Annotated in this window: 18 protein-coding genes, 1 tRNA gene and 1 pseudogene; 13 read left to right on the top strand and 7 right to left on the bottom strand. The window is 71.0% G+C overall.

The window, feature by feature from the left end; genetic code table 11:
- Positions 1-1,113: a folate-binding protein YgfZ gene (locus ABH923_RS06105; protein WP_370054466.1), complete on the top strand. Its 1,113-nt coding sequence runs from the start codon at positions 1-3 to the stop codon at positions 1,111-1,113.
- 84 nt (positions 1,114-1,197) lie between these two features.
- On the opposite strand, the gene ABH923_RS06100 is transcribed toward ABH923_RS06105, so the two are convergent.
- Entirely contained in the window at positions 1,198-2,031 is an 834-nt protein-coding gene (locus tag ABH923_RS06100; RefSeq protein WP_370054465.1) for a class I SAM-dependent methyltransferase, read from the bottom strand.
- A gap of 17 nt (positions 2,032-2,048) precedes the next feature.
- Here ABH923_RS06100 and ABH923_RS06095 point away from each other — a divergent pair, with 17 nt between their 5' ends.
- Both ABH923_RS06095 and ABH923_RS06090 read left to right on the top strand, forming a co-directional pair.
- Positions 2,049-2,798 carry a phosphoglyceromutase gene (locus ABH923_RS06095; RefSeq protein ID WP_370054464.1) on the top strand — a complete coding sequence of 250 codons (750 nt, stop codon included), beginning with the start codon at positions 2,049-2,051 and terminating at the stop codon, positions 2,796-2,798.
- A 98-nt stretch (positions 2,799-2,896) separates the two neighbouring features.
- On the top strand, positions 2,897-3,274 hold the full coding sequence (locus ABH923_RS06090; protein WP_370054463.1) for a 2'-5' RNA ligase family protein: 378 nt from the start codon (positions 2,897-2,899) through the stop codon (positions 3,272-3,274).
- A gap of 94 nt (positions 3,275-3,368) precedes the next feature.
- On the opposite strand, the gene phoU is transcribed toward ABH923_RS06090, so the two are convergent.
- The gene (gene phoU, locus ABH923_RS06085; RefSeq protein ID WP_370054462.1) at positions 3,369-4,025 is read right to left on the bottom strand and encodes a phosphate signaling complex protein PhoU; all 657 of its coding nucleotides are present in this window, start codon (positions 4,023-4,025) and stop codon (positions 3,369-3,371) included.
- Positions 4,026-4,218: 193 nt separating this feature from the next.
- Between phoU and ABH923_RS06080 the strand changes: the two genes are divergently transcribed.
- Together ABH923_RS06080 and ABH923_RS06075 are read left to right on the top strand one after the other, a co-directional pair.
- On the top strand, positions 4,219-5,370 hold the full coding sequence (locus ABH923_RS06080) for a sensor histidine kinase (protein WP_370054461.1): 1,152 nt from the start codon (positions 4,219-4,221) through the stop codon (positions 5,368-5,370).
- Complete coding sequence (locus ABH923_RS06075) at positions 5,367-6,050, top strand: response regulator (RefSeq protein WP_370054460.1); 684 nt, start codon at positions 5,367-5,369, stop codon at positions 6,048-6,050. The genes ABH923_RS06080 and ABH923_RS06075 overlap by 4 nt, the downstream gene beginning before the upstream one ends.
- A gap of 73 nt (positions 6,051-6,123) precedes the next feature.
- Here ABH923_RS06075 and ABH923_RS06070 read toward each other — a convergent pair whose 3' ends face one another.
- Entirely contained in the window at positions 6,124-6,624 is a 501-nt protein-coding gene (locus ABH923_RS06070) for a hypothetical protein (protein ID WP_370054459.1), read from the bottom strand.
- Positions 6,625-6,800: 176 nt separating this feature from the next.
- Between ABH923_RS06070 and ABH923_RS06065 the strand changes: the two genes are divergently transcribed.
- From ABH923_RS06065 to rlmB, 5 genes and pseudogenes are all read left to right on the top strand, one after another.
- The gene (locus tag ABH923_RS06065) at positions 6,801-7,283 is read left to right on the top strand and encodes a CarD family transcriptional regulator (protein ID WP_021763858.1); all 483 of its coding nucleotides are present in this window, start codon (positions 6,801-6,803) and stop codon (positions 7,281-7,283) included.
- Between the two features lie 98 nt (positions 7,284-7,381).
- Complete coding sequence (gene ispD / locus ABH923_RS06060) at positions 7,382-8,542, top strand: 2-C-methyl-D-erythritol 4-phosphate cytidylyltransferase (protein WP_370054458.1); 1,161 nt, start codon at positions 7,382-7,384, stop codon at positions 8,540-8,542.
- 102 nt (positions 8,543-8,644) lie between these two features.
- The gene (locus tag ABH923_RS06055; RefSeq protein ID WP_370054457.1) at positions 8,645-9,025 is read left to right on the top strand and encodes a nuclear transport factor 2 family protein; all 381 of its coding nucleotides are present in this window, start codon (positions 8,645-8,647) and stop codon (positions 9,023-9,025) included.
- A gap of 89 nt (positions 9,026-9,114) precedes the next feature.
- Positions 9,115-10,548 (top strand): cysteine--tRNA ligase, encoded by a 1,434-nt coding sequence (gene cysS, locus ABH923_RS06050; protein WP_370054456.1) that lies wholly within the window; start codon positions 9,115-9,117, stop codon positions 10,546-10,548.
- Positions 10,545-11,560 (top strand): annotated as a pseudogene (gene rlmB / locus ABH923_RS06045) (23S rRNA (guanosine(2251)-2'-O)-methyltransferase RlmB). The gene cysS and the pseudogene rlmB overlap by 4 nt, the downstream one beginning before the upstream one ends.
- A 71-nt stretch (positions 11,561-11,631) precedes the next feature.
- Here rlmB and ABH923_RS06040 read toward each other — a convergent pair.
- A complete protein-coding gene (locus ABH923_RS06040; protein WP_370054455.1) occupies positions 11,632-12,936 on the bottom strand; it encodes a DUF4032 domain-containing protein in 1,305 nt (434 codons plus the stop codon).
- A gap of 92 nt (positions 12,937-13,028) precedes the next feature.
- Complete coding sequence (locus ABH923_RS06035) at positions 13,029-14,123, bottom strand: ABC transporter ATP-binding protein (RefSeq protein ID WP_370054454.1); 1,095 nt, start codon at positions 14,121-14,123, stop codon at positions 13,029-13,031.
- Positions 14,124-14,468: 345 nt separating this feature from the next.
- Between ABH923_RS06035 and ABH923_RS06030 the strand changes: the two genes are divergently transcribed.
- The 3 genes from ABH923_RS06030 (at position 14,469) to ABH923_RS06020 (ending at position 17,568) form a co-directional block, all read left to right on the top strand.
- Complete coding sequence (locus tag ABH923_RS06030) at positions 14,469-15,368, top strand: DsbA family protein (RefSeq protein ID WP_370054453.1); 900 nt, start codon at positions 14,469-14,471, stop codon at positions 15,366-15,368.
- Positions 15,369-15,449: 81 nt separating this feature from the next.
- Positions 15,450-15,522: transfer RNA gene (locus ABH923_RS06025), tRNA-Thr, on the top strand.
- Positions 15,523-15,666: 144 nt separating this feature from the next.
- Positions 15,667-17,568: an FAD-binding monooxygenase gene (locus tag ABH923_RS06020; RefSeq protein ID WP_370054452.1), complete on the top strand. Its 1,902-nt coding sequence runs from the start codon at positions 15,667-15,669 to the stop codon at positions 17,566-17,568.
- A 19-nt stretch (positions 17,569-17,587) separates the two neighbouring features.
- Here the strand turns inward: ABH923_RS06020 and ABH923_RS06015 are convergent, their stop codons facing one another.
- Together ABH923_RS06015 and ABH923_RS06010 are read right to left on the bottom strand one after the other, a co-directional pair.
- The gene (locus ABH923_RS06015; protein ID WP_370054451.1) at positions 17,588-18,331 is read right to left on the bottom strand and encodes an IclR family transcriptional regulator; all 744 of its coding nucleotides are present in this window, start codon (positions 18,329-18,331) and stop codon (positions 17,588-17,590) included.
- 47 nt (positions 18,332-18,378) lie between these two features.
- Positions 18,379-20,337, bottom strand: a complete 1,959-nt coding sequence (locus tag ABH923_RS06010; protein WP_370054450.1) for a cellulose binding domain-containing protein — start codon at positions 20,335-20,337, stop codon at positions 18,379-18,381.
- Between the last annotated feature and the right edge of the window lie 85 nt (positions 20,338-20,422).

The raw sequence follows: 20,422 nt of genomic DNA, 5'->3' as shown, positions 1-20,422 counted from the left end.
ATGATCGCCTCCCCCTTCCTCTCTCTCCCCGGCGCGGTCGATATCGCCGAGGCCGGGGTCCCTGCGCACTACGGCAGTCCGCTCGCGGAGCAGCGCGCCCTGCTCGAGGGCGGCGCGATCGTCGACCTGTCCGACCGCGCGGTGCTGTCGATCACCGGGCCCGACCGCCTGAGCTGGCTCAACTCGCTGACCAGCCAGTCGCTGCTCGGCCTGCAGCCGGGGGAGTCCTCCGAGACCCTGCTGCTCGACGTCACCGGCCGCGTGGAGCACGCGGTGCGCCTGATCGAGGACGGCTCGACGCTGTGGCTGCTGGTCGACCGGCCGGAGGCCACCGGCCTGCTCGCGTGGCTCGACTCGATGCGCTTCATGCTCCGAGTAGAACTCGCCGACCACACCGAGACGCTCGCGACGATCGGGACGCTCGGCGAGCCTCCGCTGCCGATCGCCGCGCCGAACGCCGTCCCGCTCATCTGGCACGACCCCTGGCATGCGGTGACGCCCGGCGGCCACCAGTACGCGCGCGGCGAGCACCCCGGGGCGAGCTGGAGCTGGAGCGAACGCGTCGTGCCGCGCGAGGCGCTCCCGTCGATCGTCGCCCGTGTGGAGTCCGGGGAGCTGACCGTCGCCGGCACGCTCGCGGCGGACGCTCTGCGCATCGCGGCCTGGCGCCCGCGCTTCGCCACCGAGGTGGACGAGCGCACCATCCCGCACGAGCTCGACTGGCTGCGGACGGCCGTGCACCTCACCAAGGGCTGCTACCGCGGCCAGGAGACGGTCGCCAAGGTGCACAACCTCGGCCACCCGCCGCGCCGCCTGGTGATGCTGCACCTCGACGGCTCGGAGGGGGTCCACCCCGCCCGCGGCGCCGAGGTCACGTTGGACGGCCGCGTAGTCGGCACCGTCACCTCCTCCGCCCTCCACTACGAGCTCGGCCCGATCGCGCTCGCCATCGTGAAGCGCAGCACCGACCCCGCCGCGACGCTGACGGTGGACGCCGACGGCACGCCCGTCGCGGCGGCCCAGGAGATCGTGGTCCCGCCCGAGGCCGGGGCCGAGGCCCACGTCCCGCATCTCCCACGCCTCGGCGCCGTCACCCGCACCCCCCGCGGCTGACGGAGGACATCCACGGCCCGGCCGAGCAGATCTCCTCCGGTAGCCTACATTCGGCGGTCCGACGGCCCGGATCTCCTCCGTTGCCTACACGGGTGCGACGGCCTCCCAGCGCACCGTGAGCTCCCCGAGCCGCCAGCGCGCGCGGCCGCCGACCACCGGCCAGCCCGCATCGCGCATCCCCTGCGCCGCCGCCATCCAGCGCTGTTTCGGTCCGTAGGCGGCGAGCGGCGAGTGGACGCGCCAGAGCCGGTCGAGGTCCGCGAGGTAGGCGTGCACACCCTCGCCGGGGACGTTCCGGTGGATGAGCGCCTTGGGCAGCCGCTCGGCCACGATGCTCGGCGCGTCCAGCTCGCGCAGCCGCAGCGAGACGGTGAAGGTCTGCGGCCCTGTCCTGTCGAGGGTGACCCAGCTCGCGATCCGGCCGATCTCGTCGCAGGTGCCCTCCACGAGCGCACCGCCGAGCTGGAGGCGGCCGAGCATGCGCTCCCACGCCGGGGCGACCTCCGACTCGTCGTACTGGCGCAGCACGTTGAACGCGCGGATCACCGCCGCGTGCCGCCCCGGCAGCGGCACCTCGAAGCCGCCGACCGCGAAGCCCACTCGCGCCTGCGGGTCGAAGCCGGTGCTCCCGGCGCGCACGTCCTCCAGTTGCGCGAGGGCCGTGCGGACCCGGCCCGGGTCGATCTCCAGCCCCAGCACCTCGACGTCAGGGCGCACCTTGGCCAACCGGTGCTGGAGCTCGAAAGCCGTCACGCCGCTCGCGCCGTAGCCGAGGTCGACGACCAGCGGGTCACCCGTTCGACGCAGCTCGGGAAGGGCCGCGATCCAGCGGTCCACCCTCCTCAGCCGGTTCGTGTTCGTCGTCCCCCGGGTGACCGTGCCGACCACCGAGCCGGCGCGGGAGGACGTGGAGGGCATGTGACAAGATTAATCGCATGCCCGCTCCTTACACTTTGATCCTCCTCCGCCACGGCAACAGCGTGTGGAACCAGCAGAACCTGTTCACCGGCTGGGTCGACGTCCGGCTCAGCGAGCAGGGCGTCGCCGAGGCCACCCGCGCCGGCGAGCTCCTGGCCGAGTCCGGCCTCCACCCCGACATCCTCTACACCTCGGTGCTGACCCGCGCGATCCAGACCGCGGACATCGCGCTCGACGTCGCGGACCGGCTCTGGATCCCGGTCGAGCGCTCCTGGCGTCTCAACGAGCGTCACTACGGCGCGCTGCAGGGTCTCGACAAGGCGGAGACGCTGGAGAAGTACGGTCCGGAGCAGTTCCAGCTCTGGCGCCGCTCCTTCGACGTGCCGCCGCCGCCGCTCGCCGACGACAGCGAGTGGTCGCAGGCGAACGACCCGCGCTACGCCGGCCTCGGCGACGACCTCCCGCGCACGGAGTGCCTGAAGGACGTCATCGCGCGGATGCTGCCGTACTGGGAGTCCGACATCACCGTCAGCCTCGCCGAGGGCAAGACGGTGCTGGTGACCGCGCACGGCAACTCGCTGCGCGCGCTCGTCAAGCACCTCGACGGCATCTCCGACGAGGAGATCGCCGAGCTGAACATCCCGACCGGCATCCCGCTGGTCTACAAGCTCGACGAGACCTTCTCGCCTATCGAGCCCGGTGTGTACCTCGACCCGGAGGCCGCTGCCGCCGGGGCCGCCGCGGTCGCCGCGCAGGGCAAGAAGTAGGCCTCACGGCCAGCCCGTCGTACGTCGTCGTCGCGTTCCTGCCGGAACGCGGCGGCGACGTCGTCGTTCCTGCGGAGTTCCCGACGGGGGACTGGCCGTTGCACATCACCGTGGTGCCGCCGTTCCAGACCGAACTGGAGGCGGACGCTGTCGCCGCGCTGCTGCCGCACGGGCCGCGCATCCCCGTCGTCGCCGGGGCGCGCGCGTCGTTCGGCCACCGGCACACGGTGCCAGTCACGCTGGTCCGGCCCTCACCCGCCCTGCTCGCGCTTCATACCGCCTGCGTCGACGCGCTCGAGGCCGCCGGCGCGGTCATCGCCGACCAGCGCCACGTCCGCAGCGGCTACCGCCCGCACGCGAGCGACCAGCGCTCCTCCGCGCTGGCCCCCGGCGACCACGCCTCCCTCGCCGAGCTCGCGCTCGTCGCCCGCACCCCCGGCTCGCGCCGGGTCGCCGCCCGCATCCCCCTCGCCTGACCCACCGCCGAGACGGCTCAAAATCGCACGAAAAACGCCGAGTGGGCGGACTATGCGCCCACTCGGCGCCTGTCAGTCGCTTGGCGGGGGAGGGTCAGCCGGCCAGTTCGGGGGCCCAGTCGCCGGTGGCGAGGTACTGGACCTTCTTGGCGATGGAGACGGCGTGGTCGGCGAAGCGCTCGTGGTAGCGGCTCGCGAGCGTGGCGTCGACGGTGTCCACGGCCTGGCCCTTCCAGGTCTCGCCGAGCACCTTGTCGAACACGCTGGCGTGCAGCTCGTCGATGTCGTCGTCGTCGTTGCGGATCTCGTCCGCGATGCGCATGTCCTGGCTGCGGAGCAGCTCGGCGAGCTTCTCGGCGATCTGCACGTCGAGCCGGCCCATCTCGGAGAACGTCCCACGGAGGCTCTTCGGCACCACCTTGTCCGGGAAGCGGTAGCGGGCGAGCTGGGCGATGTGCTCGGCCATGTCGCCCATCCGCTCCAGGGAGGCGCTGATGCGCAGCGCGCTCACGACGATGCGGAGGTCGCGGGCGACCGGCTGCTGGCGGGCGAGGATCTGGATCGAGAGCTCGTCGAGCAGCACCGTCAGCTCGTCGATGCGGTGGTCGTTGGCGATCACCTCTTCGGCGAGGGACACGTCAGACTCGTTGAACGCCTCCGTGGCGCTGCGGATCGAGCGGACGACAAGCTCGGCGATCTCGACCAACCGGTCTTGTACGTCGGCCAGCTCCTGCTGGAAAACTTCGCGCATGGGATGAGGTCCTTCCTGGGCGTGCGCGCGCACGCGGGATACAGGGGTCGACTGACCCCGTTCAGCATGGTCTCTTCGACAGGTTAACGGACGGTGCCGTAGGGCTGAACACTGTCTAACGTACCCGCGAAAAGACGCGGCGCAGAGCGTCATCGGTCGCGGCGCGTCCTCGCGTATCACCTACGATTCGAGTATGGACTCCGCCTGGTTGGTGCTGCTCTCGCTGGGGCTGGGGCTGGTCGTCGGCGCGGGGTTCGTGTGGATCCTCCACATCGCCGCACGCCGAGGGGACCACGCGGCCGCGGTGTCCAACCCGGCGGTGCCGGACGGCGTCGACCAGGTGCTCGACGCGATGGAGTCCGCGGGGGTCGTCATCGACCCGTCGAACAACGTCATCAAGGCATCCCCCGGCGCGCATGCGATCGGACTGGTCTGGAACGGCGCCCTCGTGCACCCGCACCTCGTCGCGCTGGTCGACCGCGTCCGCCGCACCGGCGAGCCGGTCACCGAGGAGTGCGAACTCGCGCGCGGACCGTTCGGCGACGCCAACATCCACCTGAGCGTGCGGGTCGCCCGGCTGGGCTCGCGGTACATCCTGCTGCTGGCGGAGGACCGGACCGAGTCGTTCCGCCTGGACTCCGTGCGCCGCGACTTCGTGGCGAACATCAGCCACGAGCTGAAGACCCCGATCGGCGCCGTCAGCCTCCTGGCAGAGGCGCTGGACGACGCCTCCGACGACCCGGACCAGGTGCGCCGGTTCGCGCTGCGGCTGAGCGAGGAGGCCTCCCGCCTCGCCCGCATCACCCAGGACATCATCGAGCTGAGTCGCCTCCAGGCCGCCGACGCCCTCGGCGACGCCGAGCAGCTCTCGGCCAAGAAGGTCGTCCGCGCCGCGATCGACCAGAACAAGGTCGCGGCGGAGTCGCGTCAGATCGAGATCGCGATGCGCGGCGAGAAGGATGCGACCGTCCTCGGCAACGAAGCCCTCCTCGTCACGGCGGTCCACAACCTTATCTCGAACGCCATCCAGTACTCGCCGGAGGACTCCCGCATCGGGATCGGCGTGCGCACGGTCGACGGCGTCGTCGAGATCGCCGTCACCGACCAGGGCGAGGGCATCCCGGAGGAGGACCTCGACCGGGTGTTCGAACGCTTCTTCCGGGTGGACCAGGCTCGCTCCCGCAACACCGGGGGCACCGGGCTCGGCCTCTCGATCGTCAAGCACGCCGTCCAGAACCACGGCGGAGAGGTCCGGGTCTGGTCGCAGCCCGGCCGCGGCTCCACCTTCACCATCCGGCTGCCTGAGGCCGCCACCGTCCGTCCCCCGATTGGAGAGAACCTGTGACAGCAATCCTGCTCGTCGAGGATGAGGCCGCGCTCAGCGAGCCGCTCGCGTACCTGCTCAAGCGTGAGGGCTACGAGGTGACCGTCGCCGAAGACGGCCCGACGGCCCTCGCGGAGTTCGACCGCGGCAGCGCCGACCTGGTGCTGCTCGACCTCATGCTCCCCGGCATCCCCGGCACCGAGGTGTGCCGCGAGATCCGCACGCGCTCCAACGTGCCGATCATCATGCTGACCGCCAAGGACTCCGAGGTGGACATCGTGGTCGGCCTCGAGCTCGGCGCGGACGACTACGTCACCAAGCCGTACTCCTCCCGCGAGCTGCTGGCCCGCATCCGTGCGGTGCTCCGCCGGCGCGTGGACGAGGCGGAGCTGGAGGACGACGGCATCCTCGAGGCCGGCACCGTCCGCATGGACGTCGACCGTCACACGGTCGCGGTCTCGGGCGACGAGATCTCCATGCCGCTGAAGGAATTCGAGCTGCTGGAGCTGCTGCTCCGCAACGCCGGACGTGTGCTCACCCGCGGTCAGCTCATCGACCGGGTGTGGGGGAGCGACTACTTCGGCGACACCAAGACGCTGGACGTGCACATCAAGCGCATCCGCTCGCGCATCGAGGAGAGCCCGTCGGACCCGCAGATGCTGGTGACGGTGCGCGGGCTCGGCTACCGCTTCAACGCCTGACGGCCGTCCCTCCGAACGACGAAGCCGCCCTCGCGAATCGCGAGGGCGGCTTCTCGTCTGCCGGGCCGGCCGCTCAGCCGGCCGGGAGGATGGTCGGCGGCACGAGGCTCTTGTAGTCCGGGAGGCCGCCGTCGAGCACCGGGACCTGCAGCTTCACGCCGGTCTCGTCGGCGTACTGGAAGTACACGTCGTAGTTGCTGCCGGGCAGCGCGTCGAACGGGGTGAGGAAGACGTTGCTGGAGGAGGCCTTGCCGGGCGTCGCGCCGACCTTCTTGACCTCACCGGGCTGGACCGTGACGTAGGCCGCGCTGCCGGAGTCGGCCGACGTGATGGCCACGCGGTGGCTCTTGCTGTCGGTGTTCACCAGGCTGACCACGAGGTTGCCGACCTTGCCGCCGACCCCGTCGGTGACGATGAAGGCGTTGCGCACGTCGATCTGGCCGACGTTGCCGCTCACACCGTCGCTGGCGTCGTAGTGCTTCGTGGTGGCCTGCGGTGCGATGAATCCGCACCCGGCTGTGCCGGCTGCGACCGCCAGGGCGAGGACGATGGACGCCGCGACGCGAGCTTTCACTGGATGACCCTCCCAATCGTTCCGCTCGACGGCGCGCTGATGCCTGTTGCGAAGCGGTTTTGTGCCGAGTTTACCGTATGCCGGCAGGGCTTCCCGGCCGCCCCCGAGCTGCGGGGGCGAACCTTAGCATGTGCCTCGTGTGGTATCCTATTCGTTGCTGAAGGGACAACATATCTATGCTTTTCGAGGTTGGCGAAACCGTCGTTTACCCCCATCACGGTGCTGCAACGATCACCGAAGTCAAGAAAAGAATAATCAAGGGTGAAGAGAAGCTGTACCTCAAGCTCAATGTGACTCAGGGCGACCTGACCATCGAGGTCCCCGCGGAGAACGTGGATCTCGTGGGCGTTCGCGATGTCATCGGCAAGGAGGGCCTCGACCGCGTGTTCGAGGTGCTGCGCGCCCCCTTCACCGAGGAGCCCACCAACTGGTCCCGCCGGTACAAGGCCAACCTGGAGAAGCTGGCGTCGGGCGACGTCATCAAGGTCTCCGAGGTCGTCCGCGACCTGTGGCGCCGCGACCAGGACCGCGGCCTGTCCGCCGGTGAGAAGCGCATGCTGGCCAAGGCCCGGCAGATTCTCATCTCGGAGCTCGCCCTGGCGGAGAAGACGGACGATGAGAAGGCCTCCAGCCTCCTCGACGAGGTCCTCGCCTCCTAACCTGCGATTCACCCGTTTTCGAAAGGGCCCGCGACGTGACGTCGCGGGCCCTTTCGGCGTCCGTGGGACGCTCGGTGCAGGCGGGTAGTCTCGGGAGGGTGAGCAGCAATCCTGGACCGCGCGTCGCGGTCGTCGTCGTCGCAGCAGGCTCGGGCACACGTCTGGGTGCCGAGGTGCCGAAGGCGTTCGTGGAGCTCGACGGCCGCACCCTGCTGGAGCGGTCGCTGCATGCCGTGCGCGGCATGAGCGCGCCGGCGGAGCCTGTGCTCGTCGTGCCGGCTGATCGCGTGGACGAGGCGGCCGCGCTCGCGCTTCGCGTGTTCGGGCATTCCGTCGCTGTCGTGCCTGGGGGCGCGACCCGCCAGCAGTCGGTCGCGGCCGGGCTGGCCGTGATCGCCGACGACGTGGACGTGGTGCTCGTCCACGACGCCGCCCGTGCGCTCACTCCCTCCGCTCTGTTCGACGCCGTGGTCGACGCGGTCGTCGAGACCGGCCACGGCGTGATCCCGGGTCTCGCGGTCAGCGACACCATCAAGCGCGTCGCGGGCGACGGCTCGGTCCACGAGACGGTGGATCGCTCCACGCTCGCCGCCGTGCAGACCCCGCAGGGCTTCCCGCGGGACCAGCTCCTCGCCGCCTACGCCGCCGCGACCACCGACGAGACCGACGACGCGGGTCTCGTCGCCGCGGCCGGACACCGTGTGACAGTGGTGGACGGCGCGACGGAGGCGTTCAAGATCACCACGCCGTGGGACCTGCAGCGTGCCCACGACCTCCTCTCGCCCTCCGGCACGCCGCGCATCGGGCTCGGCACCGACACGCACGCGTTCGATCCGGCGGCCGAGCTGTGGCTCGCCGGGCTGCACTGGCCCGACGAGCCGGGGCTGTCCGGCCACAGCGACGGGGACGCCGCGAGCCATGCGATCGTCGACGCACTGCTCGGCGCGGCCGGCCTCGGCGACATCGGCGGGGTGTTCGGCACGGGCGACCCGCGGTTCGCGGGGGCGCACGGCGAGGTGTTCCTCACGGAGACGCGCCGCCTCGTGGAGGAGGCCGGCTACCGGATCGGGAACGTGTCGGTGCAGCTCATCGGGCAGCGGCCGAAGTTCGCACCGCGGCGGGTGGAGGCCGAACGGCTCCTGTCCGGCATCCTCGGCGCCCCGGTGTCGCTCAGCGCGACGACCACGGACGGGCTCGGCTTCACCGGCCGCGGCGAGGGGATCGCCGCCTTCGCGACTGCTCTGCTGTTCCCGCGCTGACCCGTCGCCGCGCCCGTGCGCATGTCGGCGGCGGCGCTTACTCTGTGCCGTGACGGCATCGGGCAGAGGGCGCGACCGGATCGGCGGAGGGGACGGGACGATATGACGCAGGCAGAGAGCGCGGCCATCGCGCGGACGTACATCGAGGCGGTCGGCGCGCACGACCTGGAGACCGTCGGCGGGCTCCTCTCCGACGACCTCGCGGCGGTCTTCGCGGGCGGGACGATCGGAAAGCAGGAGTGGATCGCGGCGCTCGCGCGGCTGCTCCCCGCCCTGGTGCGCAACGAGGTGCGCGAGGTCTTCGCGGACGGCGACCGCGCCTGCGTCGTCTACGACTTCGTGACGGACACCCCCGCCGGCGCCGTGCCGTGCGTCGAGCTGGTCACCGTGCGCGACAGTCGGATCACCGCCATCGAGCTGATCTTCGACCGGGTCGCGTTCGCGCCGGTCAACGAGGCGCTGGCGGCGCGGGCGGCCCGCTGAACTCCTCCACAGGTGTGCCGCCGGACACGGTCGTCCACATCTTCGTCGCGCGCGAAGCGGTCGTTCGCCCCGACCCGTAGGCTTGTGCCGTGACTCTGCGACTCTTCGACACGAAGACCGGCGCCCTGCGCGACTTCGTCCCCCTGCGCCCCGGCGCGGTGGGCATGTACGTGTGCGGGCCGACGGTGCAGTCGTCGCCGCACATCGGGCACCTCCGGTCGGCGCTGGTCTATGACCAGTTGCGCCGCTGGCTCGCGTATCGCGGGCTGGACGTGACGCTCGTGCGCAACGTCACCGACATCGACGACAAGATCCTGGTCAACGCGCTCACGGCGCAGTCGCAGGGCGGCTCGGAGGAGTGGTGGGCGCTCGCCTACCGGTTCGAGCTGGAGTTCACGGCCGGCTACACGGCGCTCGGCGTCCAGCCGCCCACCTACGAGCCGCGCGCGACCGCGAGCATCCCGCAGATGCAGGAGCTGATCGCCCGGCTGATCGAGCGCGGGCACGCCTACGTCGCCGAGGACGGCTCGGGCGACGTCTACTTCGACGTGAAGAGCTGGCCGGCCTACGGCGAGCTGACCCGGCAGAGCATCGACAACATGGAAGCCGCGGCCGACGCCGACCCGCGGGCCAAGCGCGACGCGCGCGATTTCGCCCTGTGGAAGGGCCGCAAGAGCGACGAGCCGGAGTCGGCGGCCTTCCCGTCGCCGTGGGGAGACGGGCGTCCCGGCTGGCACATCGAGTGCTCCGCGATGTCGCGCCGCTACCTCGGGCCGCAGTTCGACATCCACGGCGGCGGCCTCGACCTGCGCTTCCCGCACCACGAGAACGAGCTCGCCCAGTCGACGGCCACGGGGGACGCGTTCGCCTCCTACTGGGTGCACAACGGTCTCGTCCACGTCAACGGGCAGAAGATGAGCAAGTCGCTCGGCAACTCGGTCTACGCGGCCGACCTGCTGGGCGCCGCCCGGCCGCTGGTTGTGCGCTACTACCTCGGCTCGGCGCACTACCGGTCGACCATCGACTTCCACGACGGCTCGCTCAGCGAGGCGGAGGCGGCGCTCGACCGCATCGCCGGATTCTTCGAGCGCGTCGACCGGCGGCTCGCGGGCACGCGGTTCGCCGGCAGCGGCGTGGAGGTCGTTCCCGGCGCGTTCGCCGAGGCGATGGACGACGACCTCGCCGTGCCGCAGGCGCTCGGCGTGCTGCACGACACCGTACGTTCAGGAAACGCGGCGCTGGATGCGGAAGACTTGGAGGCGGCCGCGGCCGCGCGCGGCCATGTTCTCGCGATGACCGAGGTGCTCGGCATCAACCCGCTCTCGCCGCACTGGCGCACCTCGGGTTCGAGCGCGGCCGAGCACGCGCTCGGAACCTTGATCGGCCGACTGCTCGACGATCGGCAGGAAGCGCGTCAGGCACGTGACTTCGCGGCAGCAGACCGCATCCGCGACGAATTGACCGCCGCGGGAATCAGTATCGAAGACACCCCGTCGGGGTCGCATTGGAGTATCGAAGCATGAAGAACTCAGGTGGCAAGCCCCGCGCAGGGGCCGTGAGGAAGAGCAAGAAGGGCGCCCAGGTCGGCACCGGCGGCCACGGCCGCAAGGCCCTGGAGGGCCGCGGCCCGACCCCGAAGGCCGAGGAGCGTGAATACCACGTCGCCTACAAGAACAAGCAGCTCCGCGAGCGTGCGGCGGCCAAGGCCGAAGTGCGCGGCGGCCGTGACGGTGCACCCCGCGGCGCGTCCGGCGCGGCCCGCCGGGCGAAGAGCGGCGACGAGAGCGAGGTCGTCACCGGCCGCAACTCCGTGCTGGAGGCGCTGCGGGCGGCGATCCCGGCCTCCACGCTCTACATCGCGTCGCGGATCGAGATGGACGACCGGATGAAGGAGATCCTCTCGATCGCCACCGGCCGCGCCATCCCGATCCTGGAGGTCATGCGCCCGGAGCTCGACCGTCTGGCCGGCCGCGACGCCGTGCACCAGGGCGTCGCGCTGAAGGTGCCGCCGTACGAGTACGCCCACCCGGGCGAGCTGCTCGACTACACGCTCCGCAAGGGCCAGACGCCGCTGTTCGTGGCGCTCGCGACGGGATCACCGATCCCCGCAACCTGGGCGCGATCATCCGCTCGACGGCGGCGTTCGGCGGTCAGGGCGTCATCATCCCGCAGCGTCGCTCGGTCGGCATGACCGCGGCCGCCTGGAAGACCTCCGCGGGCGCCGCAGCGCGCACGCCGGTCGCGATGGCGCCGAACCTGACGCAGACCCTGAAGGAGTTCAAGAAGGCGGGCGTCTTCGTCCTCGGCCTCGATGGAGACGGCGACACCAGCCTCCCGGGGCTGTCCTTCGCCGACCGTCCGGTCGTGATCGTCGTCGGAAGCGAGGGCAAGGGACTGTCCCGCCTGGTGACCGAGACGTGCGACGCGGTCGTGTCCATCCCGATCTCGGCGTCCACGGAGTCCCTCAACGCCGGCATCGCTGCGAGCGTGACCCTCTACGAGATCTCGAAGCTCCGCGCCGAGGGCAAGAAGTAACGATCGAGGGGCACGTTGTTGTCACTTTCCGGGCTCGGAAGTGACAACAACGTGCCCCTCGGCGTTGGGGGTCAGACTTTGGAGCGCCAGTCGTCCTCGTCGTCGTCCGTGTCCGAGGCGGTGGGGCCGCCGATCACCGGGATGCTGAGCGTCTCGGTGATGGGCGCGACGACCGTGGCCTCGTCGCGGCGGTGCCGGAGGATGTCGTTGATGTAGGAGGTCAGCGCCTCCGCGAGGGGGACATCCCGGCCCTCCGCCTGCGACATGAACCAGCGGTGCTCCAGGAGCTGGTGGAAGACCTCCGCCGGCTCCAGCTTGCCCTTCAGATCGGTGGGGATGGCGCGGACGACCGGCTCGAAGACGCGCAGCAGCCACTCGTGGGCCATCGCCTCCTCGTCCAGGCCGCGCTTGCCGAGGGTCGCGGAGTACGAGTCCAGGTCGTTGAGGAGGCGGCGGGCCTGGTTCTCGCCGGTGTCCAGGCCGGTCAGGCGCAGCAGACGGCGGGAGTGGTGGCCCGCGTCCACGACCTTCGGCTGGATACGGACCGTCGTGCCCTCGTCGGAGGTCTTGATCGCCAGCTCCTCGATGTCGAACCCGAGCTCGTTGAGGCGCTCCACCCGCTGGCTGATCCGCCAGCGCTCGGACGAGGAGAACGACTCGCTGCCGGTCAGCTCCTTCCAGAGCGACCGGTAGGCTGCGACGATCCCGTTCGACACCTTGATGGGGTCGAGCTCCTCGTCCACGCGGCCGCCGGCCTCCAGGTCCATCAGCTCGCCGGCGATGTTCACGCGGGCGATCTCCAGGTCGTTCTCGCGCTGCCCGTTCGACAGGCCGCCGTCGTAGAGCTGGCCGGTCTCGGCGTCCACCAGGTAGGCCGCGAACGCTCCCGCGTCACGGCGGAACAGCGTGTTGGAGAGCGAGACATCGCCCCAGAAGAAGCCGACGATGTGCAGCCGCACCAGCAGCACGGCCAGGGCGTCGACCAGGCGGGTCGCGGTGTCCGGGCGCAGGGTCTGCGAGAACAGCGCGCGGTAGGGGAGCGAGAACTTGAGGTGCCGGGTTACGAGCGCGGCGTTCAGGGTGTCGCCGTCGTCGTCCGTCCGGTTCTTGATGACGGCGACCGGGTCGACGCACGGCACGTCCAGGCGCTGGAGGGTGCGCAGCATCTCGTACTCGCGCTGCGCCATCTCCGCGGTCGTCTCCTTGATGGCGATGACGTAGCCGGACAGGTTCGCGAACCGGACGAGGTGCCGGCTGATGCCCTTCGGCAGCAACGCGATGTGCTCGTTCGACCACTGGTCCAGCGGCAGGTTCCAGGGCAGATCGAGCAGGGCGGGATCGACGGTCGCCGCGGTGATGTTGACAGAGCCGGCCATGAGGGCGCCTTCCAGAACGGGTTGTGGCGGAAAGCACTCTGCCGCAGCCCGGGCTCCGGACTGCGGCAGAGTGAGGATCAGCTGCGACGACCTCAGTCGACGACGGCGCCGCCGAGACGCTCGCCCGACTCCGCGTGGAAGAGGTGGACGTGGCCCGGCTTCGGGGTGATGTAGACGGTGTCGCCCGCGTTCGGGTGAACGCGGCCGTCGACGCGGCCGACGATGTCGGTGCGCTTGCCCTCGAGCTCCGAGTGGCCGTAGAGGTAGCCGTCGGCGCCGAGCTCCTCGACGAGGTCGACCGCGACCTTCAGGCCGCCGCTCTCGGCGGACGAGACGACGACGTCCTCCGGGCGGACACCGATGGTGACGGAGTTGCCGGCGTTCGCGAGGATCTCGCGCTCGATCGGGACGACCGTCGTGCCGAACTTCACGCCGCCGTCGGTGACGTCGGCGGTGAACAGGTTCATGGCCGGGCTGCCGATGAAGCCGGCGACGAAGACGTTCCGCGGCTGCGCGTACAGGTCGCGCGGGGTGCCGACCTGCTGGAGCACGCCGTCCTTGAGGACCGCGATGCGGTCGCCCATCGTCAGCGCCTCGGTCTGGTCGTGGGTGACGTAGACCGTGGTGACGCCGAGGCGGCGGGTGAGGGACGCGATCTGGGTGCGGGTCTGCACGCGGAGCTTGGCGTCGAGGTTCGACAGCGGCTCGTCCATGAGGAACACCTGGGGGGAGCGGACGATCGCGCGGCCCATCGCGACGCGCTGACGCTGACCACCGGAGAGCGCCTTCGGCTTGCGGCCGAGGTAGGGCTCCAGGTCGAGCAGCTTGGCGGCCTCGAGGACGCGGGAGGCGCGCTCGTCCTTGCCGACGCCGGCGATCTTGAGCGCGAAGCCCATGTTCTCGGCGACGGTCATGTGCGGGTACAGCGCGTAGTTCTGGAACACCATCGCGATGTCGCGGTCCTTCGGCGGGACGTCGGTGACGTTGCGCTCGCCGATGAAGATGTTGCCGTCGTTGACCTCTTCGAGGCCCGCGAGCATGCGGAGCGAGGTGGACTTTCCGCAGCCGGACGGGCCGACCAGGACGAGGAACTCCCCGTCTGCGATGTCGAGGTCGAGAGCGTCGACCGCGGGGCGGTTGGAACCCGGATAGAGCCGGGTCGCCTTGTCATACGTGACAGTAGCCATTTTCTTTTGTCTCCTTCACCGGCAGGTACGTGCCGGACGATCCGTTGTGAGGAATAGACGTGGCGTCGACGTCCGAGGGCGTCGATGCCACGACCCCCATAGTAAGGCATCCGAAGCGCTGCTCTTACCACGAGTATTCGGGAGGCCGCAGCGGGCCCGTGTGCCGCACTCGGGGGCCAACCCCCAGGTGGCGCTCGGGGCGTGAGCGGGGTATGTCTGGTCTATTCCCAGACTGCCGCAATATGGTCGTCTGGTTGCGTCTGCTCACGCCACACCCGGCGGCACGTCCCCCCGCGCGCCGCATCGCCTACCCCCGAGAGCCGATTCCCCCGAGATATGAGTTCCATGAAAGACCCCGACGAGAGCCGCAGCGGCGACGTCCGCGCAGCCGCGCGGGAGAAAGCCCGACAGCTCCGCACGAGCCAGCACCGCAGAGACCGCAGGAACAAGACCCTGCTGTCCGGCGGCATCGTGCTCGGCGTCATCGCGGTCCTGGCCATCGTCGCGGTGGTCATCATGGGCGCGATCCGTCCGACCGTCCCCGGCCCGAAGAACATGGCGAGCGACGGCGTGGTCGTCGGCTCCGGCCTCAAGGTCAAGACGACCCCGGCGCTCGCGGCCGACGCGAAGCCGATCGCCAGCGCGCCGGACCCGAACGGCAGCTCCGTGGACATCCGGATCTACGCCGACTACCTCTGCAAGCTCTGCGGCGACTTCCAGCGCACGAACCTGAAGCAGCTCCAGCCGCTGGTGAAGGACGGCGCGGTCACGGTCGAGATGCACCCGGTGGCGATCTACACCAGCCACTCCGCGGGCACCCGGTACTCGCTGCGCGCCGCGAACGCCGCGGCCTGCGTCGCGAACTACTCGCCGCGGTCGTTCTGGGCGTTCAACCAGTCGCTGTTCCAGAACCAGCCCGCCGACGGCGGTCCCGGCCTCACCGACGACCAGCTCAAGAAGCTCGCGGCTGCGGCGGGCGCCTCCCCGTCGGACATCGACTCCTGCGTGGACGACGGCCGCTTCAAGACCTGGGTCGGCTCCGCCAGCGACCGCGCGCTCAGCGGCCCGATCCCGAACTCCAGCGTGAAGAAGATGACGAACGCGCTGCTCGTCCTCGTCAACGGCAAGCCGTACACCGGCTCGCTGACGAACGCGGACGACTTCAAGGCGTTCGTCCTCCAGGCGCAGGGCGACGAGTACTCGTCGACCTCCACGCCGACGCCGTCGCCGAGTGCGGGGAGCTGAGTCCGGCCCTCCCGTTCGGCACCAGGGCGCCCGCCGCGCATCCTCTAGGATGGTTCGCGACGGGCGTCCCGTCCGTTTTCCGCCGACTTAGCTCAGCTGGTAGAGCACTCGCCTTGTAAGCGAGCGGTCGCGAGTTCGAACCTCGCAGTCGGCTCCGTCTCCTCCCTCATCCTTCGCCCGTGCGCGCCGTTCGCCGCGCTTGCCGGTCGTCGTCGCGCGCTCTATCCTGGATGTGCGGAATCCGAACCACTCGTTCGGATATAGAACACATGATCACGACGATGTGAGGAGCCTCCCCATGCAGTTCCACCACCACGGCTATGTGTCCGGCGACCCGCACGTGCTGCCCGCGGTCGGGCCGGCCTGGTCGCCCGAGCTGCCGGAGGTCATGGACGTGCTCGTCGTCGGCTCCGGACCGGCCGGAATGGTCACCGCGGCGCAGCTCGCGCAGTTCCCCGGCGTCAGCACCCGGCTCGTGGAGCGCCGCGGCGGGCGGTTGGAGATCGGGCAGGCGGACGGCATCCAGGCGCGCAGCGTGGAGACGTTCCAGGCGTTCGGATTCGCAGAGCGGATCACCGCCGAGGCCTACCGGATCACCGAGATGGCGTTCTGGAAGCCGGACCCGGCCGACCCCACCCGGATCGTCCGGGCCGCGCGGGCGGTCGACGACCCGACCGGGATCAGCGAGTTCCCGCATCTGCTCGTCAACCAGGCGCGCGTGCTCGACTACTTCGCCGAGTTCATGACCAACGGCCCGACGCGGATGCGGCCGGACTACGGCTGGGAGTTCCGCGGCCTCCGGGTCGAGGACGAGGGCGAGTATCCGGTGGTCGTCACGCTCGCGCGCAGCGCGGGTGAGAATGCGGGCGAGGAGCGGGTGGTCCGCGCCAAGTACGTGGTCGGCGCGGACGGCGCGCGCAGCAAGGTGCGCGAGTCGATCGGCTGCACGCTCGCGGGCGACCAGGCCAACCACGCGTGGGGCGTGATGGACGTGCTCGCCGTCACCGACTTCCCCGACATCCGCACGAAGTGCTCGATCCAGTCGGAGTACGGCAACATCCTGCTCATCCCGCGCGAGGGCGGCCACCTGTTCCGGATGTACGTGGACCTCGGCTCGGTGGCCGACGACGACCACGGCGCGGTGCGCGCGACGAGCATGGATCAGATCATCGCGAAGGCGAACGAGATCCTGCACCCGTACACGCTCGACGTGCGCAACGTCGCCTGGCACAGCGTCTACGAGGTCGGGCACCGGCTGACCGACCGGTTCGACGACGTCCCGCTCGACGTGCTCGGGTCGCGCACCCCGCGGGTGTTCATCGCGGGCGACGCCTGCCACACGCACAGTGCGAAGGCGGGGCAGGGGATGAACGTCTCCATCCAGGACGGCTTCAACCTCGGCTGGAAGCTCGGCCACGTGCTGCAGGGCCGCAGCCCGGAGTCGCTGCTGGCGACCTACTCGGCGGAGCGGCACGTGGTCGCCCAGAACCTGATCGACTTCGACAAGGTGTGGTCGACGCTGATGGCCACGAAGCCGGAGGACCTGAAGGACCCGTCCGAGCTGGAGGACTTCTACGTCCGCACGGCGGAGTTCCCCGCGGGATTCCTGACCGAGTACGCGCCGTCGCTGATCGTCGGGGAGCCGGAGCACCAGGAGCTCGCGACCGGCTTCCCGATCGGCAAGCGGTTCAAATCGCCGATCGTGGAGCGCGTCTGCGACGCGAACCCGGTGCACCTCGGGCACCACGCGACGGCGGACGGGCGCTGGCGGATCTACGTGTTCGCCGACGCGGCGGCGGCGGGGGAGGGCACGCTGGTGCCGGAGTTCGCGGACTGGCTCACGACCTCCGCCGAGTCTCCGCTCGCCGCGACTCCGCAGGGCAGCGACATCGACGCCTGGTTCGACGTGAAGGTCGTCTACCAGCAGGATCACACCGGCGTCGACCTCGGCCGGGTGCCGGAGGCGTTCCTGCCGCGGACCGGGCCGTTCGACCTGATCGACTACGAGAAGGTGTACGCGACGGCGGCGGGCGACGACGTGTTCGACGCTCGCGGCATCGACCGGGGCGGCGTGATCGTCGTCGTGCGGCCGGACCAGTACGTCGCGGATGTGATGCCGCTGGCGGGGTACGCGGAGCTCGGGGAGTTCTTCGCGCCGATCCTGCGGGTGGAGGGGGCGGAGAAGGCCGCGGCCGTCTGACGGGCGGTCGCCGGCCGGCTCAGCGCAGCTCGGCGGCGACGGTCCCCGCCGCCCGGCCGAGCCGCGCGCCGATCGCGGCCACGTCCCGTCCGTTCGCCACGTACACCACCGCGAGCGCGGCGAGCGGCTGGCCGTTGACGACGAGCGGCACCGCCACCGAGGCCAGGCCGGGGATGACCTCGTCGTGGCTGGTCGCGAAGCCGCGTCCGCGGGCCTCCAGCGCCTCGTCGCGCGGGTGACCGTCGGGCAGCTCACCCCATTGCGCCTCGGTGAGCACCGACTGGAGGGCGATCCCCGGCGCGCCCGTCGTGATCGGATGCCGGCTGCCCGGCCGCTGCGCGACGGCGGCGTGCGCGTGCGAGGGCTCGATGCTGACCAGGGTGACGACCTCGCCGCGGTCGAGCACGGCGAGGAAGGCGGTCATCCCGAGCTCGTTGGCGACCGCGCCGAGCTCCGGGACGGCCGCGGCCTGGAGGTCGCGGGACACGGCGCGCGCGAGGGTCGCCATGCGCGGCCCGAGCAGCGCGGCCCCGGCGGGGTTGCGGACGACGAGGCCGTGGTCCTCCAGTGTGCGGAGGATGCGGTAGACGATCGAGCGGTGCACGCCGAGCGCGGCGGCCAGCTCGACGATCGTGAGCGGGCGATCGGCGTCGGCCAGCGCCTCCAGCACGCGGATGCCGCGGGAGAGCGTCTGCGAGTGCGGGGCGGGAGCACCGGCGTCGTGCGCCTCCGGTGTGACCGCGTCCTCAGGTGTGCTCGCCATGCGCCCATTCTTTCGCATCGCGGGCGGCCCGGCGGTGACGGCCGCTCTCACCCCGCTGCGGCGACGAACGCCCGGGAGTACGCCCAGCGCGGCTGGCTCGTCCCGGAGCACATGTAGGCGGGGACGCCCGACGTGCACGGCTGGTCGCGGGTCAGCTCCCACCAGCTCAGGCCGGCGAGCCCGTTCGCCTTCGCGTAGCGTCCCACGGTCGTCGCATCGGTCAGCGTGAACTGCTCGCCGGTGTCGTTCAGGCCGAACATCGGGGTCACGGCGACCAGGCCGAGGCGCTGGGCGTCGGTCCACGACGCGTACGCGGCCACGCCCGTGAGCTGGCCGGCGGTCGCGGTGGCGGCGTCGATCGCGGCCTTTCCCATGTCCGTCACTCCGGTGCCGTAGTCCATCGTCATCAGGTTGACGGCCGAGAGCTGGACGCCGGCGGCGGTGAACTCGGAGATCGTGCGGAGGCCGCTGGCCAGGAGACCGTACGGCATCACCGGCAGCGTGAGCGTGACCTGCAGCGGGTGGCCGGCCGCGGCACGCTGGCGCTGGAGGGCCGCGACCGCGGTGGCGCGGCGGACGTTCGACGCGGAGTCGGAGACGTCGGCGCCCTCGATGTCGAAGTCCACCCGGTCGAGCGAGAACCGCGAGACGACCGTGCTGTAGGCGGCAAGCAGTTTGGCGGGGTCGGTGCAGACCCGGGCGAGCTCGTCGTTGGCCGCGCCGCCGAAGGACGCGACGACCCGGCCGCCCTGGGCCTGGAACGCCGTGACATCGGCGAGGGAGTCCTGGCTGCCGCCGATCGTGTAGGCGGTGTAACCGGCCCAGGTGGGTGAGCAGGCGCTGCTGCGGTCGGCGACGATGAACGCCGCGGTGACGGCGCGCACGCCCGCCGACGAGGCGAACGAGGTGAGGTCGGCGGTGGGCCAGAGGCCCAGGTCGACGTAGGGGGCGATGAGGAGGGAGGAGGAGGGGCCGGGGGTGGGTGACGGCGAGGGCGTCGGTGTCGGTGTGGGCGTCGGCGTCGAGGTGGCTCCGGTGATCGAGCACGGGAGGTTCGCGCCGACCACGCGGCAGGAGGTCGGGACCAGCGGGGCGCCCGCCGCCTTCGCCGAGGTGAGGCCGAAGGTCGCGGTCGCACCCGGGGCGAGCGTGGTCACGTACGAGGGCGCGGTCACGCTGAAGCCGTCGCTCGTGGTCGCGGCCGTGCCATCCCAGAGGGTGACCACGCCGTCGGCGGTCGTGAAGGCGAGCTGCCACGGGGACAGGGTCGTCGTCGAGGTGTTGGCGACCGCGACGGACGATTGGAACCCGGAGGTCCACTCGGAGGTGACGGTCCAGGTGACGGCGAGGCCGGCGCCGGGGGAGGGGGATGGGGTCGGCGTGGGGGTGGCGGTCGGCGTGGGCGTGGCGGTCCGTGTCGGTGTGGGGGTCGGCGTCGGCGTGCTCGTCCCGCCGCCCGCCGCTCCGCCGTTCACGGAGCACGGCACGGTCGCACCGGCCGGCAGTCCGACGATCGTGCACGACGTCGGCACGATCGCCGCCGTCCCGGCGCGGGTGGCGGTCAGCCCGAACTGGGCTGAGCCTCCCGGAGCCAGGCTCGTGGCCCAGGAGGGCGCGCCGACGGTGAGCGTCCCGGCCGGGGAGGTCGTGGAGACCGCCGACCAGATGCTGACGAGGGTGTGCGGGAAGTCGAACCGCACCTGCCACGGCTTCAGCGTCGTGCTGGTGCCGTTGGCGACGGTGATCGCCGACTGGAAGCCGGTGGTCCAGGAGTTCGCTGTCGTCCACGTGACATTCACCTGCGGCGTGGCTGCGGCCAGGGCGCCCGAGGTCGCGACGGCCCCGGCGCCGAAAAGGCCTGCCACGGCCAGCGCGGCGACGAACGCCTGCCGCCGATGCGACGTGCGGCGGCCGGGGCGGAACTGCCCGAGCAGCCGGCGGACCGCCGCCTGGACTCGGTGACCGGTCGCCCGGTGGCGTGCGGGACGGGACGCTGACTCGGGCATGGCACTCCTGACGACTTACGACGGAACGGCGAAGGGAGGTACGTCAGTCACTATCGGCCATCGGGGCGGATCGGTCAGTGCGCCA

The organism is Leifsonia sp. EB41, assembly GCF_041262565.1.
Classification (GTDB): Bacteria; Actinomycetota; Actinomycetes; order Actinomycetales; family Microbacteriaceae; genus Leifsonia.
Note: the sequence above shows the minus strand (reverse complement) of the source record. Positions and strands in the feature narration are given on the sequence as shown.

Coding starts and splice junctions, on each gene's coding strand:
- ABH923_RS06020 (WP_370054452.1), top strand. CDS start 15,667: ATGCAGTTCCACCACCACGGCTATGTGTCCGGCGACCCGCACGTGCTG.
- ABH923_RS06035 (WP_370054454.1), bottom strand. CDS start 14,123: ATGGCTACTGTCACGTATGACAAGGCGACCCGGCTCTATCCGGGTTCC.
- phoU (WP_370054462.1), bottom strand. CDS start 4,025: ATGCGCGAAGTTTTCCAGCAGGAGCTGGCCGACGTACAAGACCGGTTG.
- ABH923_RS06105 (WP_370054466.1), top strand. CDS start 1: ATGATCGCCTCCCCCTTCCTCTCTCTCCCCGGCGCGGTCGATATCGCC.
- ABH923_RS06040 (WP_370054455.1), bottom strand. CDS start 12,936: ATGGCCGGCTCTGTCAACATCACCGCGGCGACCGTCGATCCCGCCCTG.
- ABH923_RS06080 (WP_370054461.1), top strand. CDS start 4,219: ATGGACTCCGCCTGGTTGGTGCTGCTCTCGCTGGGGCTGGGGCTGGTC.
- ABH923_RS06015 (WP_370054451.1), bottom strand. CDS start 18,331: ATGGCGAGCACACCTGAGGACGCGGTCACACCGGAGGCGCACGACGCC.
- ABH923_RS06100 (WP_370054465.1), bottom strand. CDS start 2,031: ATGCCCTCCACGTCCTCCCGCGCCGGCTCGGTGGTCGGCACGGTCACC.
- ABH923_RS06095 (WP_370054464.1), top strand. CDS start 2,049: ATGCCCGCTCCTTACACTTTGATCCTCCTCCGCCACGGCAACAGCGTG.
- ABH923_RS06065 (WP_021763858.1), top strand. CDS start 6,801: ATGCTTTTCGAGGTTGGCGAAACCGTCGTTTACCCCCATCACGGTGCT.
- ABH923_RS06055 (WP_370054457.1), top strand. CDS start 8,645: ATGACGCAGGCAGAGAGCGCGGCCATCGCGCGGACGTACATCGAGGCG.
- ABH923_RS06010 (WP_370054450.1), bottom strand. CDS start 20,337: ATGCCCGAGTCAGCGTCCCGTCCCGCACGCCACCGGGCGACCGGTCAC.
- ABH923_RS06030 (WP_370054453.1), top strand. CDS start 14,469: ATGAAAGACCCCGACGAGAGCCGCAGCGGCGACGTCCGCGCAGCCGCG.